Source organism: Ruegeria sp. CJ6 (assembly GCF_056536665.1).
Genome location: NZ_JBQFQB010000003.1, coordinates 214,080 through 237,371, shown reverse-complemented (window position 1 = coordinate 237,371; position 23,292 = coordinate 214,080). Strand labels below are relative to the sequence as shown.

The 23,292-nt window shown below is 57.3% G+C and carries 22 protein-coding genes; 13 read left to right on the top strand and 9 right to left on the bottom strand.

Annotated features, from left to right (window positions below):
- Positions 1-93: 93 nt before the first annotated feature.
- The gene (locus ACR0BT_RS10825; protein WP_010441904.1) at positions 94-831 is read right to left on the bottom strand and encodes a Bax inhibitor-1/YccA family protein; all 738 of its coding nucleotides are present in this window, start codon (positions 829-831) and stop codon (positions 94-96) included.
- Between the two features lie 195 nt (positions 832-1,026).
- The gene (locus ACR0BT_RS10820; protein ID WP_480763120.1) at positions 1,027-1,245 is read right to left on the bottom strand and encodes a DUF1127 domain-containing protein; all 219 of its coding nucleotides are present in this window, start codon (positions 1,243-1,245) and stop codon (positions 1,027-1,029) included.
- A gap of 127 nt (positions 1,246-1,372) precedes the next feature.
- Between ACR0BT_RS10820 and ACR0BT_RS10815 the strand changes: the two genes are divergently transcribed.
- Positions 1,373-2,251: a LysR family transcriptional regulator gene (locus tag ACR0BT_RS10815; protein WP_170392200.1), complete on the top strand. Its 879-nt coding sequence runs from the start codon at positions 1,373-1,375 to the stop codon at positions 2,249-2,251.
- Here ACR0BT_RS10815 and ACR0BT_RS10810 read toward each other — a convergent pair.
- On the bottom strand, positions 2,235-3,203 hold the full coding sequence (locus ACR0BT_RS10810; protein ID WP_480763119.1) for an NADPH:quinone oxidoreductase family protein: 969 nt from the start codon (positions 3,201-3,203) through the stop codon (positions 2,235-2,237). The genes ACR0BT_RS10815 and ACR0BT_RS10810 overlap by 17 nt on opposite strands.
- A gap of 338 nt (positions 3,204-3,541) precedes the next feature.
- On the opposite strand from ACR0BT_RS10810, the gene ACR0BT_RS10805 reads away from it, so the two are divergent.
- The 3 genes from ACR0BT_RS10805 to ACR0BT_RS10795 all read left to right on the top strand — a co-directional run bounded on the left by ACR0BT_RS10805 (position 3,542) and on the right by ACR0BT_RS10795 (position 6,198).
- Complete coding sequence (locus ACR0BT_RS10805; RefSeq protein ID WP_480763118.1) at positions 3,542-3,913, top strand: helix-turn-helix domain-containing protein; 372 nt, start codon at positions 3,542-3,544, stop codon at positions 3,911-3,913.
- Positions 3,914-3,957: 44 nt separating this feature from the next.
- A complete protein-coding gene (gene hisN, locus ACR0BT_RS10800; RefSeq protein ID WP_170401576.1) occupies positions 3,958-4,749 on the top strand; it encodes a histidinol-phosphatase in 792 nt (263 codons plus the stop codon).
- Positions 4,750-4,863: 114 nt separating this feature from the next.
- On the top strand, positions 4,864-6,198 hold the full coding sequence (locus ACR0BT_RS10795) for an 8-oxoguanine deaminase (RefSeq protein WP_480763117.1): 1,335 nt from the start codon (positions 4,864-4,866) through the stop codon (positions 6,196-6,198).
- A 62-nt stretch (positions 6,199-6,260) separates the two neighbouring features.
- Here the strand turns inward: ACR0BT_RS10795 and guaD are convergent, their stop codons facing one another.
- Positions 6,261-7,553, bottom strand: a complete 1,293-nt coding sequence (gene guaD / locus ACR0BT_RS10790) for a guanine deaminase (protein WP_480763116.1) — start codon at positions 7,551-7,553, stop codon at positions 6,261-6,263.
- 138 nt (positions 7,554-7,691) lie between these two features.
- Between guaD and mgtE the strand changes: the two genes are divergently transcribed.
- From mgtE to ACR0BT_RS10765, 5 genes are all read left to right on the top strand, one after another.
- The gene (mgtE, locus tag ACR0BT_RS10785; RefSeq protein WP_170401569.1) at positions 7,692-9,086 is read left to right on the top strand and encodes a magnesium transporter; all 1,395 of its coding nucleotides are present in this window, start codon (positions 7,692-7,694) and stop codon (positions 9,084-9,086) included.
- Complete coding sequence (locus ACR0BT_RS10780; protein WP_480752410.1) at positions 9,083-9,649, top strand: 5-formyltetrahydrofolate cyclo-ligase; 567 nt, start codon at positions 9,083-9,085, stop codon at positions 9,647-9,649. Before mgtE ends, ACR0BT_RS10780 begins: the two co-directional genes overlap by 4 nt.
- Positions 9,650-9,761: 112 nt before the next feature.
- Positions 9,762-10,574, top strand: a complete 813-nt coding sequence (locus tag ACR0BT_RS10775) for a TIGR00282 family metallophosphoesterase (protein WP_170594671.1) — start codon at positions 9,762-9,764, stop codon at positions 10,572-10,574.
- Positions 10,575-10,665: 91 nt separating this feature from the next.
- Positions 10,666-12,444, top strand: coding sequence for an SLC13 family permease (locus tag ACR0BT_RS10770; RefSeq protein WP_480763115.1), 1,779 nt, complete (start codon positions 10,666-10,668; stop codon positions 12,442-12,444).
- A gap of 96 nt (positions 12,445-12,540) precedes the next feature.
- Complete coding sequence (locus tag ACR0BT_RS10765) at positions 12,541-13,287, top strand: YbaY family lipoprotein (RefSeq protein WP_480763114.1); 747 nt, start codon at positions 12,541-12,543, stop codon at positions 13,285-13,287.
- On the opposite strand, the gene ACR0BT_RS10760 is transcribed toward ACR0BT_RS10765, so the two are convergent.
- From ACR0BT_RS10760 to ACR0BT_RS10745, 4 genes are all read right to left on the bottom strand, one after another.
- Entirely contained in the window at positions 13,288-14,949 is a 1,662-nt protein-coding gene (locus tag ACR0BT_RS10760) for an FAD-binding dehydrogenase (RefSeq protein WP_480761205.1), read from the bottom strand.
- Between the two features lie 11 nt (positions 14,950-14,960).
- The gene (locus ACR0BT_RS10755; RefSeq protein ID WP_170512356.1) at positions 14,961-15,818 is read right to left on the bottom strand and encodes a bile acid:sodium symporter family protein; all 858 of its coding nucleotides are present in this window, start codon (positions 15,816-15,818) and stop codon (positions 14,961-14,963) included.
- A gap of 72 nt (positions 15,819-15,890) precedes the next feature.
- Complete coding sequence (locus tag ACR0BT_RS10750) at positions 15,891-16,625, bottom strand: glutamine amidotransferase (RefSeq protein WP_170636012.1); 735 nt, start codon at positions 16,623-16,625, stop codon at positions 15,891-15,893.
- Between the two features lie 16 nt (positions 16,626-16,641).
- A complete protein-coding gene (locus ACR0BT_RS10745) occupies positions 16,642-18,414 on the bottom strand; it encodes an SLC13 family permease (RefSeq protein WP_170401548.1) in 1,773 nt (590 codons plus the stop codon).
- Between the two features lie 110 nt (positions 18,415-18,524).
- Between ACR0BT_RS10745 and ACR0BT_RS10740 the strand changes: the two genes are divergently transcribed.
- Complete coding sequence (locus ACR0BT_RS10740; protein WP_170392173.1) at positions 18,525-19,265, top strand: YebC/PmpR family DNA-binding transcriptional regulator; 741 nt, start codon at positions 18,525-18,527, stop codon at positions 19,263-19,265.
- 172 nt (positions 19,266-19,437) lie between these two features.
- The gene (locus ACR0BT_RS10735; RefSeq protein ID WP_170563908.1) at positions 19,438-20,712 is read left to right on the top strand and encodes an MFS transporter; all 1,275 of its coding nucleotides are present in this window, start codon (positions 19,438-19,440) and stop codon (positions 20,710-20,712) included.
- Here the strand turns inward: ACR0BT_RS10735 and ACR0BT_RS10730 are convergent.
- Positions 20,709-21,602 carry a LysR family transcriptional regulator ArgP gene (locus ACR0BT_RS10730; protein WP_170563906.1) on the bottom strand — a complete coding sequence of 298 codons (894 nt, stop codon included), beginning with the start codon at positions 21,600-21,602 and terminating at the stop codon, positions 20,709-20,711. The genes ACR0BT_RS10735 and ACR0BT_RS10730 overlap by 4 nt on opposite strands.
- Before the next feature lie 84 nt (positions 21,603-21,686).
- Between ACR0BT_RS10730 and ACR0BT_RS10725 the strand changes: the two genes are divergently transcribed.
- Entirely contained in the window at positions 21,687-22,286 is a 600-nt protein-coding gene (locus tag ACR0BT_RS10725) for a LysE/ArgO family amino acid transporter (protein ID WP_170512381.1), read from the top strand.
- 40 nt (positions 22,287-22,326) lie between these two features.
- Complete coding sequence (locus ACR0BT_RS10720; RefSeq protein ID WP_170392166.1) at positions 22,327-23,259, top strand: DMT family transporter; 933 nt, start codon at positions 22,327-22,329, stop codon at positions 23,257-23,259.
- The last annotated feature ends 33 nt before the right edge of the window (positions 23,260-23,292 follow it).

Sequence of the window (23,292 nt, the reverse complement as noted above, 5' to 3'; positions counted from 1 at the left end):
AAGGCTTGGTATGGGCTTTTGAAGAGCAACATAAAAAAAGCCCCGCTTAGCGGAGTGCTAAGCGGGGCTTTCTGTATTCTGTTGGAAGCAGTTTTATTCTCTGTTGCCCAGTAGTTGCAGCAGGAACATGAACATGTTGATGAAGTCCAGATACAGGTTCAATGCACCCATGATTGCCGCTTTGCCAAGCCATTCCTGATCGCCCGCATGAGCCATCTGCAGATAGGTGGTTTTAATCTTCTGCGTGTCATAGGCGGTCAGGCCGGCAAAGATCAGCACACCCAGGATCGACACTGCGAACATGATCGCAGGCGACTGCAGGAAGATGTTGATAACCATCGCGACGATCAGGCCAATCACACCCATCATCAGGAAGGTGCCCATGCCGGACAGGTCTTTCTTGGTCACATAACCGTACAGCGAAAGACCTGCAAACGCGATCGAAGTCACCAGGAATACCTGCGCGATCGAGATGCCGGTGAATGCTACGAAAATCCAGCTCAGCGACAGGCCCATCACGGCTGCAAATGCATAAAAGAACAGCTGTGCGCCGGACGCCGAGAGGCGGTTGATGGCGGCGCCAAAGCCAAACACCATCGCCAAAGGTGCAAACATCACAATCCAGCCCAGGATATTGGGGCTCAGCGTGACCGGATCACGGAAGATCGACAGCAGCTGCGGGCTCGAGCCCACGGCCCATGCCACGGCAAATGTGATCAGCATGCCTACGGACATCGTGCCGTAGACTTTGTTCATATGGGCGCGCAGGCCCTCGTCTATCTCGGCAGCGCGCGCGCCGGACGCCGTCCGGATCGTGTCGAATTGTGCCATATAGGGGTCTCCCTTCAATATTCTGTTCGCAGCCCACGGATGCGAGCCGGTTTCCCGCTAAATATCGGAGAGTGTGGCCCTCGTTTCAAGGGTTTTAAGCCTGAAACTCAGCAAAACTGTCGGCAATTTTTGCAACTGTCGTCAAAAAACCGGCGGCTTGGTCGCCAAATCCCTCAAGCCGCCGGTATTTTCGAATTAATACAGATGTTTGTGCCAGCTGTCGGGCGCGTCCCAGAACGGGCGCTCTGCTTCGTTACGCGCGTCTTTGCGTGAAACGCCGATGTCATTCAGTGCATCATCATCAAGCTGGGCGAGGGCGCGCCGCTGACGAGCGAGGTTAAACAGGTCAAGTATCCGAGCACCAATCACCTTACGCTTGATGCGACGATGAGTTGAGATGGCTATATGGGTCATGATCATTGCCCTTTCCTGATTGTTTGATGAAACCTAGCGCTTCAATCAATTTCCTTGATCTATATGGAGTAGTCTGACATATTTTGGAAATGAATGTTTATGACGAGTCTCATAAGGAATCTTGAACATGCGAAATCTGGACATCACTACATTGCGGTCTTTCGTAGCTGTTGCTGATCATGGTGGCGTGACGCGTGCCGCTGGATTTCTTCACCTCACGCAATCTGCGGTTTCTATGCAGCTCAAGCGGCTGGAAGAGCTTTTGGGCCTGGAATTACTGGATCGATCCGGCCGAACCATCGCGCTAACGGCGTCCGGAGAGCAGTTGCTGGCTTATGCGCGGCGGATGATTGCGTTGAATGATGAGGTGATCGGGCGGCTGACGGATCAGGCGTTTGAGGGCGAGGTCGTGCTAGGCGTACCGCATGACGTCGTTCATCCGTTCATCCCGCGCGTGTTGAAGCGTTTCAATGCCAGCTTTCCTCGGGTCAGCGTGAACTTGGTAACGTCCAACACGCGGCACTTGAAAGAAGAGTTCGCACGCGGAAGCTTCGATCTGATTGTGACTACGGAATCGGGCGCGGGCGAGGGCGCCGAAACCCTGCACCATATGCCTTTGCGTTGGGTTGGCGCGCTGAACGGATCTGCCTGGCGCCAAAAGCCTTTGCGGCTGGGGTTTTGCCGGAATTGCATTTTTCGCCCAGTCGCGACAGCGGCGCTGGATGATGCGGGAATCGAATGGGATATGAGCATCGACAGCGATTCCGACCGCACCGTTGAAGCCACCGTCAGCGCTGATCTGGCTGTGGGAGTTTTGCTGGAAGGCACCCAGCCCAGCCATCAGGAACTGATTGACCATGCCGGGGTGCTGCCGGATTTGCCCGTGCAGTTCATAAACCTTTATGGTGCCGAGCGGGTACGTGAGGAATACGTATCAGAGCTTGCGAACCTACTGCGCCAAAATTTCAATCATCCAACGGCGCAGCCGCTTAAAGTGGCGAGTTGACGCGGATCACCACTTTGCCGGTGGATTTGCGATCGCGCAGCAGTTCCAAACCTTTTGCTGCGTCCTGCAAGGGCAGGACGTGGCTGATATGAGGCTTTATCCGGCCCTCTGAGTGCCAGCGGAACAAGGTGCTGAAGCTGTCGCGCACGATCTCGGGTCTGAAATTCAGATAGCCGCCGATGTATACGCCGATCACGGTCAGGTTCTTGACCAAAAGATGATTGGCTGGAACCTGTGGCACCTCACCTCCGGCAAATCCGATCGGTAACAAGCGGCCTTCCGGGTTGGTCGCGCGGAAGGCGGCCTTGAAGACATCTCCACCAATCGCATCGTAGACCACGTCAGCACCACCCAGAGCGAGAACGCGGTCGCGCAGGTCTTCGCTGGCGTCAATCAGATGATCTGCACCAGCGTTTTGCGCCACGGCCAATTTGTCCTGACCGCGCGCCTGGGCGATCACCGTCGCACCCATCAACTTGCCGATTTCAACCGCGGTTAACCCGACGCCACCGGCGGCCCCGGTGACCAGCAGTGTCTCACCCGGTTGCAAGCGCGCCCGGTGTGCCAGAGCAATGTGGCTTGTGCCATAGGCGATCTGGATCGCGGCGGCGTCTTCGAAACTGGTGGAATCTGGAAGGGGAATAGCCCGGTCTGCATCAAAAACGCCTGATTCGGCCAACCCACCCTGGCCGGAATAAACCGCAACGCGATCACCCAGTTTCAAATGCGCGACATTGTTTCCAATTTCGGTGACAATCCCCGCGATCTCCATGCCCAGTGTATACGGCGCTTCGGGGGTATCTTGATACGTGCCTTTCTGCATCAGAAGGTCTGCAAAGTTCAGGCCGCAGGCGCGGATTGCGATACGGACCTGGTTATGTTCCAAGGGTGCCTCTTGTGTTTCGCACAGCTGCGCGGGTGCCCCTTTTGTCTCGATACGAAATGCCTGCATAACTGGTCTCCGCTCTTTTTGCCGCCATAGGCTGCCTGGCTTGGCCATTTGTCAATTCCATTCGCAATCTTCACAGCGTTAAACTGAACGGGGTGGATCAACTGTTTCCCATTTAGAAACTATTAATCTCTATGTCGGCCGTACAACCACAAACCACTGTTCGAATTCTCTGATTCAACCAGCTTGAAAAAATAGCGGATTGCGGCAATATTGTACTATGGTGCTGTTCGGGGGGCACGATCCGAATTAGGGAGTTCTTAAGCAGCGACCCGCTAACTAAGCGGCGATGGCTGCTGTCGCGGTTTCCCGGACAGGTGTTTGTGTAAAGGAGACTACCAATGACCCATCACGTCGATGTCCATGTGGGCAAACGCGTCCGGCATCGCCGCTGGCTGATTGGCATGACTCAGCAGCAGTTGGCGCAGCAAGTTGGTATCAAGTTTCAACAAATCCAAAAATACGAAACAGGGGCCAACCGGGTAAGCGCATCGCGTTTGTGGGACATTGCCGAAGCGTTGGATGTTCCCGTCAGCTTTTTCTTCGAGGGTCTTGAAGAGGCTCAGAAGTCGGATGCAGACAAGAAATCGGTTCCTGCGGATTTGATGGGTGACAAAGAAGCGCTTGATCTTGTTCGCTCGTATTATGCGATCCCGGAAAACCAGCGTCGCCGCCTGTTTGAACTGGCACGCGTGCTGAGCGACGTCGCCTGATACAAGCGCTTGACTTCGCGGGGTGTGGGGCGCACGGGTAAGCAATGCAAAACACCCTACGAAGCGATCTAGAGATTGCCGAAGAAATGGCCGACGCTGCGCGGGCGGCCATTCTTCCGTTTTTCCGCCAATCTAACCTGAAGACAGACAACAAACTCGATGCCGGTTTTGATCCGGTGACAGCCGCTGATCGCGAAGCAGAAAAAGCAATGCGTAGGGTGCTGGCTGATCACCGGCCTGAGGACGGTATCCTGGGGGAAGAGTTCGGTCATTCCGAGGGAACAAGCGGACGAGTTTGGGTGCTGGACCCAATTGATGGCACGCGCGGTTTCATAAGTGGTACGCCCACATGGGGTGTTCTGATCGCCCTAAGCGATGAGACTGGACCGAAGCTAGGTGTGATCGATCAGCCCTATATCGGCGAACGTTTTATCGGAGATAAAGAGCACGCCTTTGTCAAAGGCCCTTTGGGACGCACCGAACTTGGGACGCGTGACACTCGATCTCTGGACCAGGCGATCATCTTCACCACCTTCCCGGAGGTTGGCAGCGCGGTCGAGGCCGCCGCCTTCAAGGCGGTTTCTCAGAAAACGAAGCTGACACGCTATGGGATGGATTGTTATGCCTACGCGTTGCTCGCTGCAGGTCAAACTGATCTTGTGGTCGAGGCTGGATTGAATTCCTACGATATCCAGGCCCCAATCGCGGTGATCGAGGCCGCGGGTGGTATTGTGACGGATTGGCAGGGTAATCCGGCTCACAATGGTGGGCGTGCGCTCGCTGCAGCCAATACTGAGATTCATGCGGCAGCGCTAGAAATTCTGAAGCAATACTAAACGGGTTGCCGACCCTTCTTTGCGACTTTAAACTGATCACGGCTGGTTCTTACGCCCGTTTTCCACCAGCCCATCACTCCATGCATGAGACGGGCAGTATGCGGGAGTGCGAAAATGACAGAATTTCTGATCCGTAACGCCGATATGATCCTGACGATGGATGATGATCGGCAAGAGCTTGCAGGCGCTGATCTGCTGGTTCGGGATGGTAAGATAGCCCAGATTGGCCACCGCCTTACGAGCGATGGCGAAATACATGATGCCACTGGGTGTGTTGTGACCCCCGGTCTGGTGAACACCCATCACCATCTCTACCAAACGCTCACCCGCGCGGTTCCCGGCGGGCAGGACGCTTTGCTGTTTGGTTGGTTGCGAACGCTCTATCCCATCTGGTCCCGCTTTGGTCCTGACGAGATGTTTATATCTGCCCAGATCGGATTGGCCGAGATGGCACTGTCCGGCTGCTCGCTTAGCTCTGACCACCTTTACCTATATCCCAATGGCGCGCGGCTTGAACATACGATCCATGCAGCGTCAGAGCTGGGGCTGCGTTTTCATCCCACGCGTGGGGCTATGAGCATTGGCGAAAGTGATGGTGGACTGCCTCCTGATGCTTTGGTCGAATCCGAGCAGGCTATTCTGGAGGATATGATCCGCGTAGTAGATGCCTATCACGACCCATCTGAGGGTTCGATGTGTCGCGTTGGTTTGGCGCCATGTTCGCCGTTCTCGGTTAGTCGGGACCTGATGCGCGATGCCGCGCTGTTAGCGCGCGACAAAGGTGTGATGCTGCACACCCATCTGGCGGAGAACGATGAGGATATAGCCTATTCTCAAGATCAGTTCGGCTGTAGACCCGGCCAATACGCCGAAGAATTGGGCTGGACCGGTTCGGATGTCTGGCACGCTCATTGTGTCAAGCTGGATGGCGCCGAGATTGACCTGTTTGCACGTAGCCGAACCGGCGTTGCGCACTGTCCATGTTCCAATTGTCGTCTTGGTTCAGGTATCGCGCCAGTCCGAAAAATGCGTGATCAAGGCGTGCCAGTCGGGTTGGGTGTGGATGGATCAGCCAGCAACGACAGCGGCAATCTGATGGCCGAGGCGCGCCAGTCCATGCTACTGCAACGAGTCGCAAACGGCGCTGACGCCATGTCGGCCCGTGAGGCGCTTGAGATCGCCACCCGAGGCGGGGCGGATGTGTTGAATCGGCCCGATTGCGGCCGGCTTATGCCCGGTAAACGAGCTGATATTGCCATTTGGGACGTGCAAGGAATTGAAAGTGCAGGCAGTTGGGACCCCGCTGCGCTCCTTCTGGCCGGACCAACGCGTGTCAAACACCTCTTTGTCGAGGGACGCCAGATTGTTCGTAACAGTCAGATCGCCACGATCGACCTGCCAAGGGTCATAGAAACCCAGAATCGTCTGGCACGCGCGCTGGCAGAATAGCGGATCCGCTCTTCATCTGGCTAAAAATACCTCCGCCGGAGGCATGGGCCATAGGCCCATTCCTATCGACCAGAAACAGCTCGTCCGGCGATCCAGGTATCGGTTACGGCACGGTCATCACCCATCATAATGGTCGGGAACACCGCTTCCCAAAGATCATCAGCATGAGCTTCGCGCTGGGCGATAGCGGGCGTCGATGCGAGGTTCAGCACCGCCAGATCGGCCTCCATGCCCACGGCGATGTTTCCAATACGGTCATCCATCCGCAGGGTACGAGCCGATCCCACCGTTCCAAGCCAAAGCAATTGCGAGGGGTGCAAGGGATGGCCTCGCAATTGACCAATCTCATAGGCCGCAGCCATTGTGCGCAGCATTGAAAAACTTGAGCCGCCTCCGGTGTCGGTGGCCAAGCCCACGCGGTGCCCTGAGTGGATCAGACCATTCATGTCAAACAGGCCAGAGCCGATAAACGTGTTTGATGTGGGGCAGTGGATCAGAGCTGCATCTACCTCGCGCAGACGATCGCGCTCCCGCTCTTCCAGATGGATCACGTGCCCGTAAAGGCCATTTCCACCCAGCAGCCCAAACTGCTCATAGGTGTCCAGATAGTCGCGCGCGTCGGGGAACAGGGATCGGACCCATTCGATCTCATCGGTCTGTTCGCTCAGATGGGTTTGCATCAGGCAGTCGGGATGCTCGGCCCAAAGCGCGCCCATCGCCTCCAGCTGTTCTGGCGTCGATGTCGGCGAAAATCGTGGAGTGATGGCGTAAGATATGCGATCAACCCCATGCCACTTTTCAAGCAGAGCTTTGGACTGGTCGTATCCGGTTTGTGCAGTATCTCGCAGCCCCTCAGGCGCATTGCGATCCATGCAGGTTTTACCCGCGACGACCCGCTGCCCACGCGCCTGCGCGGCGGTAAAGAAGGCATCAACACTCTCTGGATGAATGGTGCAAAAGCTGCACATGGTTGTGGTGCCATGGGCTGCGGTTAGGTCTAGATATCTGTTTGCAATTTCAGCGGCATAGGCGGGGTCGTCAAACTTCATCTCTTCAGGGAACGTGTAGCTGTTCAGCCAATCGATCAGCCGCTTTCCCCAGCTCGCGATCATTGCCGTCTGCGGATAGTGGACATGAGAATCCACAAATCCCGCCATGATCAGCTGATCGCCATAATCCTTAGCATTGGCGTCGGGATGCGCGTCAGACAGGTCGGACGCCTGGCCCAGTGCCGCGATGCGGCCATCTTCGATCAGGACGGCTTGGTGAATTTTGGTCGCATCGGTGGGCTCACCTTCGAACGGTGATCCGTTGAAGCTAAGCACACGTCCCTTCAGAAGCGTCTTTTGCGCCATTTGTTCTGTTCTCCGCCTATTTTGGACCGCCAACCAGCATAGGGGCGCGAAAGATGCGGGTAAATTGGACCATTGTCATTGTTTTCCGGTAGCTGCTTCTTCTATCTAGGGGCAATCGACAAGAAAGAGGGGCAGCGCATGACGACAGGCAACGACGAAGCCAGACCCGATCAGCCCCGCGATGAGGATGCCTATGCGCTGGACCCGCGAACCGTTGCGGCCATCCTTTATGCGGTTGATGTCGAAGATCGTGCCAAGCTGATTGAGCTGATGGAGCCGCTACACGCGGCCGATATCGCTGACCTTCTGGAACAGATCAATCCTTACGACCGTGCGCGCCTGATCCGGCTGTATGACAAGGAGTTCGACGGGGATATCCTGTCGGAGCTCGACGAGTCAGTTCGGGAAGAAGTGATCAATGTCCTGAAACCGGACGTTCTGGCCGAAGCCGTTCGGGATATGGAAAGTGATGACGTTGTTGACCTTCTGGAAGACCTTGAAGAGCCGCAGCAAGAAACCATCCTGGGCGCGCTTGAAGACTCCGAACGCGTCGCGGCAGAGCAAGCCCTATCTTATCCAGAAAACTCTGCTGGCCGCCTTATGCAGCGCGAGGTGGTCATGGCGCCCGATCACTGGACCGTGGGGCAGGCCATCGATTTCATGCGTGCCACCGACGATTTGCCGGAACAGTTCTATCATGTCATACTTGTTGACCCGCGATTGAAACCGGTTGCTCAGGTCACGCTGGGCAAGTTGATGGCAACCCGGCGCGAGGTGCCGCTGCAGGACATTGCCGAAGATGAATTCCACACCATACCCGTCGAACAGGATGAAGAGGACGTGGCCTATGCGTTCAATCAGTATCACCTGATTTCGGCTCCCGTCGTGGATGGCGACGGTCGTTTGGTCGGTGTCATCACCATCGACGATGCGATGGTGGTCCTGGACGAAGAATACGAAGAGGATATGCTGCGTCTTGCGGGCGTCTCGGACGAAAGCTCTCTGTCCGATAGTGTAGCGGCAACCAGTAGGCGGCGCTTGCCTTGGCTTGGTGTCAATCTGGTTACGGCGATTTGCGGATCGCTGGTGATTTCTCAGTTTGAGGCCGCGATTGATCAACTGGTGGCGCTCGCGATACTGATGCCGATCGTCGCTTCGATGGGGGGCAATGCCGGGACCCAATCGCTTACCGTTGCGGTGCGGGCGTTGGCAACACGCGACCTGACCGGCTCGAACGTAGGGCGCGTGATCCGGCGAGAACTGCTGGTGGGAATGCTCAACGGGCTGTGTTTCGCTATCGTGTTGGGAACCGTCGGGATGATGTGGTTCGACTCCCCGCTGCTGGGTGTCGTGATCGGATCTGCGCTGGTCGTGAACATGATCATCGCGGGCTTTGCTGGTACGGTAGTACCGGTAGTGCTGGACCGTCTGGGTGTTGACCCGGCGCTGGCGTCAGGAACCTTTGTGACCACGACAACGGATGTCATGGGGTTCTTCATCTTTCTGGGGCTTGCCAGCGTGGTACTACTGTGAACGAGACAACCGATCTGACCGAAATCAAGGCCGCAGCGCGCAAGGCGGCATTCGCGCGACGCAAGGTAGCGTTTGATATGCGCATCCCGGGCGCGGCCGGGCGCTTGTCCGAGGTTCTGGCGGGTCATCGCGGTGTTTCCATGTCTGGCTATATGCCGATCCGCACCGAAATCGACCCGCTGCCTGCAATGGCCGAGGCTTCTGCATATGGCCCAGTGGGCGTGCCTGTCATTCAGGCCGCAGGGCAGGCGTTGCGCTTCTCTCGATGGACGCCTGAGGGCATGCTGAAAGATGGACCCTTCGGCGCGAAAGTGCCCGAGATCGATGACTATTTCGACCCGGAGATCCTGATCGTGCCACTGGTTGCCTTTGATGCGCAGGGTGGCCGCTTGGGGTATGGCGGCGGCTTCTATGATCGCACGCTTGAAGGGTTGCGCGCCAAGCGCCCGACGCTTGCCATAGGATTTGCTTTTGATGCGCAGGAAGCCGAACACCTGCCGCTGGAGCCGACTGATCAACCACTCGATATGGTGATTACTGAAAGCCGGGTGCTAACTTTCTAAGTTATCCCTCGCTATGCGCGATCGCGATTTCCTTTACATTGGCAGCCTTCAGGCTGAGTGATTGTTTGCTTCTGCCTTGTTATTGCCACTTCCAGCCCCTAGGACCGCAATCATGAGGATTTTGTTTCTTGGTGACGTCATGGGGCGCTCGGGTCGCGCCGCCATCCAACAGCATTTGCCACGTCTGCGTGACGAATGGCGGCTGGATTTTGTCGTTGTCAACGGCGAGAACGCCTCGAACGGAATGGGGCTGAGCGGGGATCACGCCAAGTTGCTTTTGGACGCGGGGGCCGATTGTATCACCTTGGGCGATCATGCTTTCGACCAGAAAGACATGCTGCAGTTTATTGAGAAAGAACCTCGCATCGTGCGTCCGTTGAATTATGCCAAAGGGGCACCGGGGCGGGGGCATCGACTGTTCACCGCGCCGGGCGGTCGCAAGGTTTTGGTGGTGCAGGTGTTAGGGCAGGTCTTCATGAAACGCCCCTTTGACGATCCCTTTTCGGCCATTGAACCGATCCTGAAATCGCACCCACGCGGCGGCCAGGCGCAGGCGATCATCGTCGACATGCATTGCGAGGCAACGTCCGAGAAAATGGCGATGGGCCATTATTGCGACAAACGCGCGAGTCTTGTGGTTGGGACGCATACGCACGTTCCAACGGCAGATGCGCAGGTATTGCCGGGCGGTACAGGATACCTGACCGATGCCGGGATGTGCGGCGACTATGACTCGGTCATCGGAATGGACAAGCAGGAACCGATGCGCCGGTTCATAACCGGGATGCCCAAGGCGCGGTTTACGCCTGCGACCGGTGAGGCGACCTTGAGCGGAGTTTTTGTCGAAACCGATGACCGCGATGGAAGCGCAAAATCCGTGCAGATGATTCGTGTTGGCGGGCGGTTGCAGCAGTCTACACCCTGAAAAGCACGTCAGACTTGCCCCGCCGCACGCAATACGTGAAACTACCTATTAGGCGCGTATGCCAGATCAGGGTTCGGACAGAATACCAAGAATGCAATTCCTTCAACTGACAGAGATGGGCAGCGCAATTCTGGCGCTGATGATCGTAGCGGGCATGTTCATCATGTTTCTGCGCGAGGTCTATCCGACCGAAGTTGTCGCCATCGGCGGGGCGGCCCTGATGCTGGCAACCGGTATCCTGCCCTATCAAAGTGCGCTTGCAGTCCTTTCGAATCCCGCGCCGTGGACCATCGGCGCGATGTTCATCATCATGGGTGCCTTGGTGCGCACCGGAGCGCTTGACGCGTTCACCTCGCTCGCGCAGAAGCAGGCGCAGGTGAACCCTCGGTTTGCCATCGGGTTATTGATGGCGTTTGTCGTCGTTGCTTCGGCGGTGGTGTCGAACACACCGGTTGTCGTTGTAATGATCCCGGTCTTTATCCAGATCGCCCGCACGCTGAACGTTTCGGCGTCCAAATTGTTGATCCCGCTCAGCTATGCAGCGATCCTTGGGGGTACGCTGACGCTGATTGGCACCTCGACTAACCTGTTGGTCGATGGTGTGGCCCGCGCACAGGGTATGACGGCGTTTTCAATCTTCGAGGTTACCCCGCTGGGCATCGCGCTGGTGATCTACGGTATGGTGTACCTGCGCTTCATTGCGCCACGACTGCTACCCGAGCGTGACAGCATGGCCGAGATGCTCAGCGACCGGTCCAAGATGAAGTTTTTTACTGAGGCGGTTATCCCACCCGACAGCAATCTGATCGACCGCGAAGTGACCGGCGTTCAGTTGTTCAAGCGCCCCGGTGTGCGCCTGATCGACGTCATCCGAGGCGATGACTCGCTGCGGCGGAACCTCAAGGGGGTGACGCTGAAAGTGGGCGACAGGGTAGTTTTGCGCACCGAGATGACCGAATTGCTGAGTCTTCAAAGCAACAAGGAACTCAAGCGCGTGGATCAGGTCTCAGCCGTTGAGACCAAGACAGTTGAGGTTCTGATCACGCCGGGCTGCCGTATGGTCGGTCGAACGCTTGGTGCGATGCGGTTACGTCGCCGATATGGTGTCTACGTCCTGGCGGTTCATCGCAGGAACCAGAATATCGGGCGTCAGTTGGATGCTTTGACCGTGCGTGTCGGGGATACGCTGCTGTTAGAGGGCTCGCCTGCGGATATCCAGAAGCTGGCCGCCGATATGGATTTGGTCGATGTTACGCAACCTTCGGCACGAGCGTTTCGCCGCAGCCATGCGCCCATAGCCATCGGTGCGCTGGTCGGGATCGTCGCCCTGGCGGGGTTGGGCGTGGCACCGATTTTGCTGTTGTCGATCATCGCCGTTGCCGTGGTTCTGCTGACCCGATGTATCGACGCGGATGAGGCGTTCTCATTTGTCGAAGGCCGATTGCTGGCCCTGATCTTCTCCATGCTCGCAATTGGGGCTGCGCTCGATAAATCGGGCGCGGTTACACTGATTGTCGAAGCGGTCGCACCGGCGCTGGGCATGTTGCCACCTTTCTTGATCATATGGGCCGTATATCTGTTGACCTCGGTGCTAACCGAATTGGTTTCGAACAACGCCGTGGCGGTGGTGGTCACTCCTATCGCGATCTCTCTGGCTCAGGCTGTAGGAATTGATCCGCGCCCGCTGGTGGTCGCGGTGATGGTGGCGGCATCGGCATCCTTTGCGACGCCGATTGGCTATCAGACCAACATGATGGTGTATGGCCCGGGTGGGTACAGATTCACCGATTTTCTGAAAGTTGGTGTGCCGCTGAACCTGACTGTGGGTCTGCTGGCGTCGCTTCTTATTCCGTTCATCTGGCCGCTCTGACACTGGCACGGATTCGCCGACCTGGTGTTTCGGGCCTTGTAAATGTCGATATCGTCACAATCTTTTTGCCTAAGATGAATGTGAAAGGATGGGATCATGCCTTTTCCAAAACTCGGGCAGGCCATTGTGGCCGGAGCAATCGTATTGGCCTTGCTGGGCAGCCAAAGCTCGGCAGGAACAGTCACTGGCACGGCAACCTACCGTGAACGGATCGCCCTGCCACCGGATGCGACGCTATTTGTCGAATTGCAGGATATCTCTCGGGCCGATGCGGCAGCGGTCACGCTGGCGGCGCAACGCTATGCGTTGAACGGAGTGCCCTCGGAATTTGAGCTGACTTTTGATGACGCGCTGATCCGCGAGGGTATGACCTATGCAGTACGCGGGTCGATCTATCGCGGGGGTGAGCTGTTGTTTACGACGGATACGGTCCATCCCGTGCTGACCAACGGCGAAGGCAATTCGGCTGATCTTGTGCTGGTGCAGGCCGGTGCTCAGAGCCCCGCGACCCTGGAAGGGACCGAGTGGACAGCCATCGGTATCGGTGGAACCGTGCTCGATACAAAACGGCCGCCCCAGCTTTCCTTCGCCCAAGGTGGTGCGTTCGGTGGCACGGGCGGTTGCAACCGGTTTTCCGGGCAAGCCGAGATCACCGGCAACAGCCTTGAGTTTCCAGACAATATGGCCGCGACTTTAATGGCGTGCCCGCCAGAACTGGACGAGGTCGAGGATCAGTTCTTTGCTGCCCTGCAAAACGTGACGAACTATGCCGTTGCCGGCGACAGCATGGTTTTGCTCGATGCTGCAGGTGAGCCGATACTGAAATTCGTGCGCACCCGGTAATCAGGCCACTGCGCGGGACCTTCCTGCGTTGCGACCCGAGAAGATGCAACCGCCCAGAAACGTGCCCTCTAGCGCGTTGTACCCGTGATAGCCGCCGCCGCCAAAGCCCGCGACCTCTCCGGCTGCAAACAAGCCGGGGACGATTTGTCCATTGGCGCCGATCATCTGACTGTCCAGATTGGTCTGCAGCCCGCCCAGTGTCTTGCGGGTCAGTACGTGCAGCTTGACCGCGATCAACGGGCCGTTTGATGGATCGAGGAACTTGTGCGGTTTGGCCGTCCGGATCAGCTTGTCGCCCCGATAATTGCGTGCGGCAAGGATGGCCATCATCTGGGCGTCTTTGGAAAACGGATTGTCGACCTGAGAATCCCGTGCCTCGATCTGGGTGCGCAAATGCGTCTCGTCTATCAGACCTCCGCCTAATTGGTTCATGCCGCTGACCAATTCAGTCAGCGTGTTGGCGACGACGAAATCCTCGCCCTTTTCCTTGAACGCCTCGACCGGGCCAGTCGCCTTGGTGCCAGACAGGATGCGCTGACGGATCACCTCTTTCCAGCTGCCCGAAGTGAAATCCGGGTTCTGCTCGGACCCCGATAGCGCAAATTCCTTTTTGATGATCTTCTGGGTCAGAACAAACCAGCTGTATTCATATCCGGTTTTCAGGATCTCTTTCAGCGTTCCCAGCGTATCGAACCCCGGCAGGCAAGGGGGTTGCAGGCGATTGCCGCGCGCATCGAACCACATCGAACTTGGGCCGGGTAGAATACGTATACCGTGCGCGGGCCAGATCGGATCCCAATTGCGCACCCCTTCGGTGTAATGCCACATTCTGTCGCCGTTGATGACATGTCCGCCAGCTTTCTCGCTGATCGGGATCATGCGGCCATCGACATGAAACGGAACGCCTGCCACCATATCTTTGGGCGGTTCACCCAGCCGGTCGCGGGGCCAGTTCTGTCTCACCATCTCAAAATTCCCACCGATCCCACCAGAGGTGACAATAACCGAAGGGGCATAGACTTCGAATTCGCCTACTTCGTCCCGGTTGGTCTTGCCACCTCTTTGAATGCCGTCATCGGCCAGGACTTCCCCTGACACGCCTTTGGCAGAACCATTTTGCATAATGATGTGGCTGACTTGGTGGCGGAACTTCAATTGGATCAACCCGACGTCGACATGCGCGCGGACGCGGCGAATAAAATGCTCAAGTACACCTGGGCCGGTTCCCCAAGTGATGTGAAAGCGCGGGACCGAGTTGCCATGGCCGTCCGCATAAGACCCTCCGCGTTCGGCCCAGCCCACGACGGGAAACCAGCGCAGCCCCATGTCATGCAGCCAGGGACGCATTTCACCTGCGGCGAACTCGACATAGGCTTCAGCCCATTTGCGGGGCCAGTTGTCTTCGTCGCGGTCAAACTGCGCGCTGCCCATCCAGTCGCGCAGCGCCAGATCGTGGCTGTCGCGGATGCCCATGCGACGTTGCTCGAGGGTGTCGACCATGAACAGGCCGCCGAGGCTCCAAAACGCCTGTCCACCCAGAAAATGCTCGGGCTCCTGATCCAGCACGATCACCCGCTTGCCCCGGTCGCCCAATTCGGCCGCCGCCGAGAGGCCCGCAAGGCCGCCTCCGATCACGATCGCATCTGCGGTGTTATTGGTCATCGAATGTCCTGTCAGCGGCTGCGGAACCAAAGGATGAAGGGGGTTACGACCACATACATCGTGATACCATAAACGGCGGCGGGAACGGCAAGTGGGCTGAAGCCGGTCGTGGTGCCGGTGATCAAAGCTGCCAGCGTAATTCCCATCGCCGAATTCTGAATGCCAGTCTCGACCGAGATCGTTTTCGCCTCACTCCATGTCAGATTGGCGATGCGCGCCAGCCCCAGACCGATCAGCAACAGCGCAACGTTCAACGCGATCAGAGCTGCCCCAATCGAGCTGAGGTTTTGGATGAAGAACTGCCAGTTTCCGGCCAGTGCCGCCGCGACGATCAGCACGAACAGTATCGATGCGAGCGTCGAAAGCGGGCCGTCGACCCGAATGGCGAACCCCCTTGCAAAGTGACGTATGGCGACACCAATGGCGACTGGTAGGGTCGTGATCAGGAACAGCGCGGTGGCTAATGCGCTGATCGAAACTTTGGGTGCGGCCTCGCCCATGAAATGATCTATGGACCATGCGGCCAGAATGGGGACGGTCACGATGGACAGCAGGCTGATCACCGCTGTCAGGCTGACCGACAGCGCCACATCACCCTTGGCAAACTTTGCTAGGATGTTGCTGGTGACCCCACCGGGGCAAAAGCTTAAAAGCATGACACCCACGGCGATTTCAGCGGGCAGTCCGAACAGAGTGACCGTCGCGAAGGCAGCCAATGGTATCAGCACAACTTGACTGATGGCGCCAATGGCGAAGGGGTACCCCCGCGCCAAAACCCGGCGGAAATCGGCGGCTTCTAGCCCGATCCCCAGTGACAACATGATAATGGCCAGCGAAATGGGCAGGCCAACGTTGATAAGCAGGTCCAAGAACAACTCCTCCCAAAGTCATTCGGGCCAGCCTATGCGAGGGGTCGTAGATCAGGCAACAACGCCGTTGGGTCACCCGTAGCGTTGAGCAAACCGGCGCAGGATTTCACCCGGCTCCGTAACGTCTGCGGCATGGCACATATCGATCAAGCTTTGCGCATCCTCCGGCGGAAAATAGCCGTGGTCCTTGTAGATGTTAATCCGCTGCTCAAAATCTTTGGCGTCCGCTTCGGGGTGGAACTGGGTGGCATAGACATTCTGCCCCCAGCGGATCATCTGAAACGGGCAGGGGTCAGACGCTACCAGATGAACGCAGCCATCCGGCAGTAACTGTACGGCTTCCTTATGTCCCACAAACGCTTCGAATTTCGGCTTTAGGCCTTCGGTCAAGGGGTCTTGGGCGCCATCCTCTGTCAGACGGCAGTCGGACGGTCCGACCGGTTCGCCAAATTGCCGTTTGCTGACATCTCCGCCCAAATGTACGGCGAGAATACCCAAGCCATAGCAGCAGCCCATGAACGGGTGATCTTTCGCAGTGATCTGGGGCATCAGTCTCATGATCGCGCCTTCGATCTTTGCATCCAGCGCGGATTTGGTGGTCGGATCGTCACTGACGCAGCCGGGACCCCCACCCACGATGACACCAGCGTAATCGACGACATCCAGCCCTTCGGGCAGGTCTTCGCAATCCAGCCGGATGCGATGAGTTTGCGCAGGGCTCAGCCCGGTTTTGTCCAGTATCGAGGCATATTCGGCATCCGATGCATCGGTTTCCGGGCGCAGTTGCAGGATCAGAAAGCGTTTCATAGGCAGCCTTTAGCCATCAAAGCGGCCAGAACACAAGGATCGCGGGGATCGAGACCGCGATGATCAGGATTTCCAGCGGCAGCCCCATGCGCCAGTAATCACCAAAACGGTATCCTCCGGGACCAAGCACCAGCGTATTGTTCTTGTGCCCAATGGGCGTCAGAAACGCGGCAGACGCCGCAACGGCCACCGTCATCAGAAACGGATCTGGCGACACCTCAAGCGTGCGCGCCATCTGAATGCCAACCGGGGCGGCGACAATGGCGGTGGCTGTGTTGTTCAACACATCGGACAGGGTCATCGTCACGACCATCAGTACGGTCAGGATTGCCCAGGCGGGCAGGCCGTTGGTCAGCTGAATCAAGGCGTTGGCGATCAACTCGGTTCCGCCCGAGGTTTCAAGCGCGCTGCCCAATGGGATCATTGACCCCAGCAATACAACCACCGGCCATTCGATGTGGTTGTAGATATCCGCAATCGGCATGATCTTGGTCAGCACATAGGCGACGACCACGAACCCCAGTGCGATCGGCAGATAGATCAGCCCGATACTGGCCGCCAACACGGCTGCGGCAAACAGGCCGATGGCAAGCCAGGCTTTCTCATTCGCGGTTACATTCAAGCCGCGCTCGGCCAAGGGCAGGCAGCCGAGCCACTCGGTGACATCGGGTGCTCGGTCGCGCGGGCACAGCAGCAATAAGATGTCGCCGGGCTCGACCTCGGTTTTGCGAACCTGACTGGTGATCCGGCGCCCTTGGCGTGAAATGCCCATCAGGACTGTACTCTGTCGCCAGGCCAGTCCTAACGCCTGCGCAGTTCGCCCAGTGATGCGCGCGCTTTCGGGGACAACGACTTCAACCACTTCCAGCCCTTCGCCTTCGGCAGTCAAAACCTCCTGCCGACGGGCGTCCGAGAAATCCAGATTGAGCGCGGCGCGGAACTCATCCAGCGCTTCGGGGCGTGCTTCCAGAACAAGCGCATCGCCTTCATGCAGGGTTGCGTGGGTTGATCGACCATAGCGTCGCTTTCCGTCCCGGATCAGGCCGATGATAGCGACGTCAGATTTCTCGGCGGCCTCATAAAGCTCACTGACCCGTTTCCCGATATGGGGCGATTCAGGCGGGATCGTCAGTTCGGCGATGTATTCGGCCAAAACTTCCGAGGTTTCTTCCTGCGCGCCGCGATTGGGAATGAGGCGCCAGCCGATCAGCGCGACGAACGCCAGCCCCGCAATTGCAGCCAATCCGCCCACCGGTGCGAAATCGAACATGTGAAACGGTTCGCCCAGTGTTTCAGCCCTGATCGAGGCGATGATGATATTTGGCGGCGTACCAATCAGCGTGGCCATCCCTCCCAGGATCGTCGCAAAGCTGAGCGGCATCAGGCTAAGGCCGACCGGGCGCCCCGCTTTGCGCGCGGTCTGGATATCGACTGGCATCAGTAGCGCCAGCGCCGCGACGTTGTTCATGAAGGCCGATAGGATCGCCCCGATGCCGCCCATTAGCGCGATATGCGCGCCCAATCCGCGCGATGCGTCGACCAGTGTGCGCGTGATCATGAACACTGCACCCGAGCGCACCAGACCGGCAGAAACCACCAGCACCAACGCCACGATGATCGTGGCCGGGTGCCCGAACCCGGCAAAGGCATTGTCAACGGGCACCACACCCAGCGTGACCGCGATCATCAAGGCGGTGAATGCTACAAGGTCATAGCGGAACCGCCCCCAGAGCAGCATTCCGAAAACGGCGATGAAAAGGGAAAAAAGAATGATCTGATCTGTCGTCATACCGCCACCATAGTCACGGGCGAAGACAGGGCAAGCCGCTCTCTTGATCCTTTGCCCCGCAAACGTCTATATGAGCGCCAAACACGCAATCACGATGACGAGGACGCACCATGGCAGGCCACTCCAAATGGGCCAATATCCAACACCGCAAGGGACGTCAGGACGCCGCGCGGTCCAAACTGTTTTCCAAGCTGTCGAAAGAGATCACGGTCGCCGCCAAGATGGGCGACCCCGATCCCGACAAGAACCCGCGCCTGCGTCTGGCGGTGAAAGAGGCCAAGTCGAATTCGGTGCCCAAGGACGTGATCGACCGTGCGATCAAGAAGTCCGTAGCAGGCGAGGGCGATGAATACGAAGAAATCCGGTATGAGGGCTATGGTCCCAACGGTGTGGCCGTGATTGTTGAAACGATGACCGATAATCGGAACCGTACCGCCTCGACTGTTCGTTCGACCTTTTCGAAGAATGGTGGAAACTTGGGTGAAACCGGCTCGGTCGGGTTCATGTTCGACCGCAAGGGCGAAGTTGTGTATCAGGCAGACGCAGGCGATGCGGATACGATTTTCGAAGCCGCGATCGAGGCCGGGGCAGAGGATGTCGAAAGCTCGGATGACGGTCACATCATCTGGTGCGCAGATACGGATCTGAACGATGTGTCAAACGCGCTGGAAGAGGCGCTGGGCGAATCCGAATCCACCAAGCTGGTCTGGAAGCCGACAACGACGACCGAGTTGGGTCTGGAAGACATGCAAAAGCTGATGAAATTGGTGGATGCATTGGAAGACGACGACGACGTTCAGCGCGTGACCACTAACTTCGAAGCGACCGACGAGGTTATGGCGCAGCTCTGATGTATCGGACACACGCCAGATGAACCAAACCCGGCCCAGCGGCCGGGTTTTTCTGTTGCAGCTGCGCGTTTTACACAAGCCTTGGTCCTGAAGCCTCTTGCGATTAAACTCAGATCATTGAGGCTGAAGGACCTGAAAGGCAACCGTAGGCACATCATGCAGAGCATCGCAAATGGCGAGTAAATCGACTGATCCGGCCCGACGAAATGTCCCGGTTCTGGCTAGCCAAAGTATCCTTTCCCAGGTGGCGTGGACTTTGGGCAGCCCGTCTATCGTATTGCCATTCCTTGCGGTCTCGCTGGAGTTACCGATGTTCCTTGCCGGTGCATTGGTGTCGATCCGCATGGTTGGCAGCATGATCTCGGACGTGTTTTTCGCCCGCTCCATTGCTGCGCAGGCGCGGAAGAAACGCGGGATTGCCCTGACCGAGATCGGAATTGGTGGTTGCCTTCTGATGGCCCTTTTGATCGCGGCCACCGGCAGTGTTTCATTGACGGCCATTGCCTTTGTGATCGCCTTTTTCATGATTGGGCTTATTGAAGAAAGCCAATCCCTGATGCTGTCTGACCTGTTGGGCGATCATCTGAAATCGAAATCCCGGATGGTTATCCGTTATCTCCAATTGGGCGCGGGAGGTCTTTGTGCCATCGGCTTGGTGTTGCTGATACACGAGATCACGAAAGAGTACCCGCCATTCTCGCGGCATTCCGCGGTGATTGCGGCCTCGGTCGTGTTTTTCTTGTTTTCAGCATTATGCATTCTCGGCATGGCCGAGATCGCCCCCGATGAGTCCGGTAATGGAAAACCCAAAGGTGCAGGGCGTCAATCGCTGCAGAACATCATCGCCGGCATCGTAAGTATGTTCGAACAGCCATGGTTCCGGCGCTATATGGCTCTGCGGCTTCCTTTGGTTGTCGTGTCGCTGTCGGTTCCGTTTTTTGCGCTCATCGCTGCCGAGGCACATCACAACTCGGCCAAGGGTTTGACGGCCATGATCATCTCATCCGCGTCCGGCTATCTGGTCTCGGCACCCTTGTGGCAACTGGTGAACATGAAATCACACCGTACCGTGATGGTCGCGGGCAACTTGTTGGTCGCAGTGACAGGGATCGTTTTGTTGGCGTTCCACTATGCCGGTATCGATCACGAAGTTCACTTGCACGCCATTGCCCTGTTTGTCGTCTCGGTGGCGACAACTGGAATTTCCAGTGCGCGCCAGCTTTATTTTTTAGACGTTGCGCCCAAGGAACAACGTATTCAGGGCGCAGCAGCCATCAAATCCATCTGCAGACTCGCTGCCGTTGCACTGTCTGCAATTTTGGCTGCGGTTGCACATATGCACGAGGTTGCCGCAGCCATCGTGTTTATCGTGCTGGCCAGCATCTGGGCGGCATTTAGCTGTTATCGCATCGCGAAACCGCAAAAGGCTTCAGAGTCGCAGGCCTAATGTGCCGCCGGTGCGATCAGTTGCTGCGTTGCCGCGCGGCGTACCGCTTGGGTCAAGGGTGCAAGGGCGGGGGCAAGGACGCGCCCGATCTGCCAGGTCAGTTCGATATCGAGCGGCGCATCGGGGATTACTTCACAAATCTGCCCGTTTGCGATCGCTCTTCTTACAAGGCTTTCGGGGTTCATACCCCATCCTAAACCGGCGATTGCCGCGTCAACAAAGGCGTTTGTGGACGGCAGAAAGTGAGACGGTGGCGAAAGACGGCTGCCTGTCTGGGCATATATCCAGGATTTCTGCAGATTATCTTTACGGTTGAAGGTCAAGCAGGGGGCCTGTGCCAGGGAATTGGCGGAAACCCCATCAGAAAACCACCGCTGCATGAAGCCAGGGCTCGCGGTCGGCAAATAGCGCAAAGTGCCCAACGCAATGGCATCGCATCCGGTAATGTTTTGACCACCCACCGTTATCGCCGCACTTACGTCGCCACGCCGCAGCCAGTCAGCCGAATGGTCCTGATCGTCAATTACAAGGTCGAACAGTATGTCTTCGGCGCGCGCCATCGCGTCGATAAACCACGTGGCCAGACTGTCAGCCGGTAGCGCGACGCGAACCCGTACCGGACCTTCACGCTGATCCAAAGTCAGCTCTCGCGCCAGCTTTGCCTCCAACAGGCCGATATCTTCGGCATGACGGGCGATCCGCAGACCCGCCGGAGTGCCGATGCATGGGGTGCCGCGATGAATAAGGGCCGCACCAACACGATCCTCCAACGCCTTGATCCTCTGCGAAATAGCCGACGGGGTGACGGATAGCTCTGCGGCTGCGGCCTCAAAGCTGCCGTGTCGCAAGATCGCCGCCAATGCTGATAGCTGATGAGGATCGAGGAGCATTAGAGTTACTTAATCTGGGTAATCATCATTAATTTGATAGATTCATACCGGCCATGTAGTCAACGAGCATCGACAGGAGGCTGCATGTTCCCATCAATGATTGCGGGGTTTGCCCTGAGTTTTAGCCTTATATTGGCGATAGGCGCTCAGAACGCCTTTGTTCTGCGCCAAGGCCTGCGGCGCGAGCATGTCTTTGCACTGTGCCTGACCTGCGCAGTGTCTGACGCGATACTGATCGGGGCGGGTGTTGCAGGGTTCGGCACCCTGGCTCAGGCCGCGCCGTGGTTTGAAACGGTGATGCGCTATGGTGGGGCAGTGTTTCTGATTTGGTACGCCCTACGTAGTTTTTGGTCTGCCTGGCAAGGTGGGGCGGTGATGGATACCGCAACAGGGCAGCGCACCAGCCTGCGTGCGGCCATGCTGACCGTGCTGGCCTTCACTTGGCTCAACCCCCATGTATATCTGGATACGGTCGTATTGATCGGGTCGATATCGGCCCAATATTCAGATCGCATGGGGTTTGCGATAGGGGCGATGACTTCGAGTTTCGTTTTCTTCTTTTCGCTCGGCTACGGTGCCAGAGTGCTTTCACCGATTTTTGCCCGCCCGCGCGCATGGCAGATTCTTGATTTTATCATCGGAATCGTGATGCTTATGATCGCGTTGAAACTTGTTATCATGTGAAGGGTTGTCCCGGATCCGAATTCGGTGTTCAACCGTTTGTATGACCTCACCTAATGATCAGCACCGCCCGCTTGTTGGCATGTTTTGGATGCTTGCGGCCGGGCTGTCCTTTGTGGGCATGAATGCGCTGGTGAAGGTGCTGGGAACCAGCATGAACCCCATTCAAGCGGCATTCTTGCGCTATGTCCTGGGTCTGGTGTTTCTTTTGCCCGCAATCCGGGCGATCCTCGGAACTCCATTGACCCCGCGCAATCTTACGCTGTTTGGACTACGCGGAATGGTCCACGCCATCGCCGTCATGCTTTGGTTTTTTGCGATGACGCGCATCCCCCTCGCCGAGGTGACCGCGATGAATTACATGACACCTATCTACGTCACGGTGGGTGCGGCACTGTTCTTGGGTGAAAAGCTAGCTTTTCGTCGTATCGCCGCGATTGGTGTTGCTGTGATTGGAGTAGTGATCATCCTACGCCCGGGCTTTCGCGAGATATTGCCCGGTCACATAGCGATGCTGGGGGCTGCACTTGCGCTTGGTGGTTCCTATCTGCTGGCCAAAGTCATGGTCCGTGATATCCGTCCCTCAGCGGTTGTTGCCCATCTTTCGATATGGGTCACCATCGCGCTTATCCCTTTCGCCGTCGCGGTTTGGGAGCCGCCCAGCCTGCGCGATCTTGGTATACTTTTCATCGTCGCCAGCTTTGCGACTGCGGGGCACTATTTCATGACGCTTGCATTGCAGGCTGCCCCGGTGGCCGTGACCCAGCCGGTGACGTTCCTGCAGCTGATCTGGGCCACTTTGCTCGGCGCTTTGGCCTTCCATGAACGCATCGACATCTGGGTAATTGCAGGAGGCACTCTGATCCTGGCTGCCGTCAGCTTCATCACCTGGCGTGAAGCCGTGCTGAGCCGTGGCGGCACACCGCCGCAAGGTTCTGAGACCCCACCGGCGAAACCAAGAACCGTTATTGATTGACGAGTCAATAAAAACCGCTTAGCCTTCCTTGCA

What these genes read in the sequence shown, in the direction of transcription:
- ACR0BT_RS10765 (WP_480763114.1), top strand. Translation starts at nt 12,541, where the DNA reads ATGCCTTTTCCAAAACTCGGGCAGGCCATTGTGGCCGGAGCAATCGTA.
- ACR0BT_RS10730 (WP_170563906.1), bottom strand. Translation starts at nt 21,602, where the DNA reads ATGCTCCTCGATCCTCATCAGCTATCAGCATTGGCGGCGATCTTGCGA.
- ACR0BT_RS10775 (WP_170594671.1), top strand. Translation starts at nt 9,762, where the DNA reads ATGAGGATTTTGTTTCTTGGTGACGTCATGGGGCGCTCGGGTCGCGCC.
- ACR0BT_RS10815 (WP_170392200.1), top strand. Translation starts at nt 1,373, where the DNA reads ATGCGAAATCTGGACATCACTACATTGCGGTCTTTCGTAGCTGTTGCT.
- ACR0BT_RS10825 (WP_010441904.1), bottom strand. Translation starts at nt 831, where the DNA reads ATGGCACAATTCGACACGATCCGGACGGCGTCCGGCGCGCGCGCTGCC.
- ACR0BT_RS10725 (WP_170512381.1), top strand. Translation starts at nt 21,687, where the DNA reads ATGTTCCCATCAATGATTGCGGGGTTTGCCCTGAGTTTTAGCCTTATA.
- hisN (WP_170401576.1), top strand. Translation starts at nt 3,958, where the DNA reads ATGCAAAACACCCTACGAAGCGATCTAGAGATTGCCGAAGAAATGGCC.
- ACR0BT_RS10720 (WP_170392166.1), top strand. Translation starts at nt 22,327, where the DNA reads ATGACCTCACCTAATGATCAGCACCGCCCGCTTGTTGGCATGTTTTGG.
- ACR0BT_RS10740 (WP_170392173.1), top strand. Translation starts at nt 18,525, where the DNA reads ATGGCAGGCCACTCCAAATGGGCCAATATCCAACACCGCAAGGGACGT.
- ACR0BT_RS10760 (WP_480761205.1), bottom strand. Translation starts at nt 14,949, where the DNA reads ATGACCAATAACACCGCAGATGCGATCGTGATCGGAGGCGGCCTTGCG.
- ACR0BT_RS10810 (WP_480763119.1), bottom strand. Translation starts at nt 3,203, where the DNA reads ATGCAGGCATTTCGTATCGAGACAAAAGGGGCACCCGCGCAGCTGTGC.
- mgtE (WP_170401569.1), top strand. Translation starts at nt 7,692, where the DNA reads ATGACGACAGGCAACGACGAAGCCAGACCCGATCAGCCCCGCGATGAG.
- ACR0BT_RS10735 (WP_170563908.1), top strand. Translation starts at nt 19,438, where the DNA reads ATGGCGAGTAAATCGACTGATCCGGCCCGACGAAATGTCCCGGTTCTG.
- ACR0BT_RS10795 (WP_480763117.1), top strand. Translation starts at nt 4,864, where the DNA reads ATGACAGAATTTCTGATCCGTAACGCCGATATGATCCTGACGATGGAT.
- guaD (WP_480763116.1), bottom strand. Translation starts at nt 7,553, where the DNA reads ATGGCGCAAAAGACGCTTCTGAAGGGACGTGTGCTTAGCTTCAACGGA.
- ACR0BT_RS10745 (WP_170401548.1), bottom strand. Translation starts at nt 18,414, where the DNA reads ATGACGACAGATCAGATCATTCTTTTTTCCCTTTTCATCGCCGTTTTC.
- ACR0BT_RS10820 (WP_480763120.1), bottom strand. Translation starts at nt 1,245, where the DNA reads ATGACCCATATAGCCATCTCAACTCATCGTCGCATCAAGCGTAAGGTG.
- ACR0BT_RS10750 (WP_170636012.1), bottom strand. Translation starts at nt 16,625, where the DNA reads ATGAAACGCTTTCTGATCCTGCAACTGCGCCCGGAAACCGATGCATCG.
- ACR0BT_RS10805 (WP_480763118.1), top strand. Translation starts at nt 3,542, where the DNA reads ATGACCCATCACGTCGATGTCCATGTGGGCAAACGCGTCCGGCATCGC.
- ACR0BT_RS10770 (WP_480763115.1), top strand. Translation starts at nt 10,666, where the DNA reads ATGCAATTCCTTCAACTGACAGAGATGGGCAGCGCAATTCTGGCGCTG.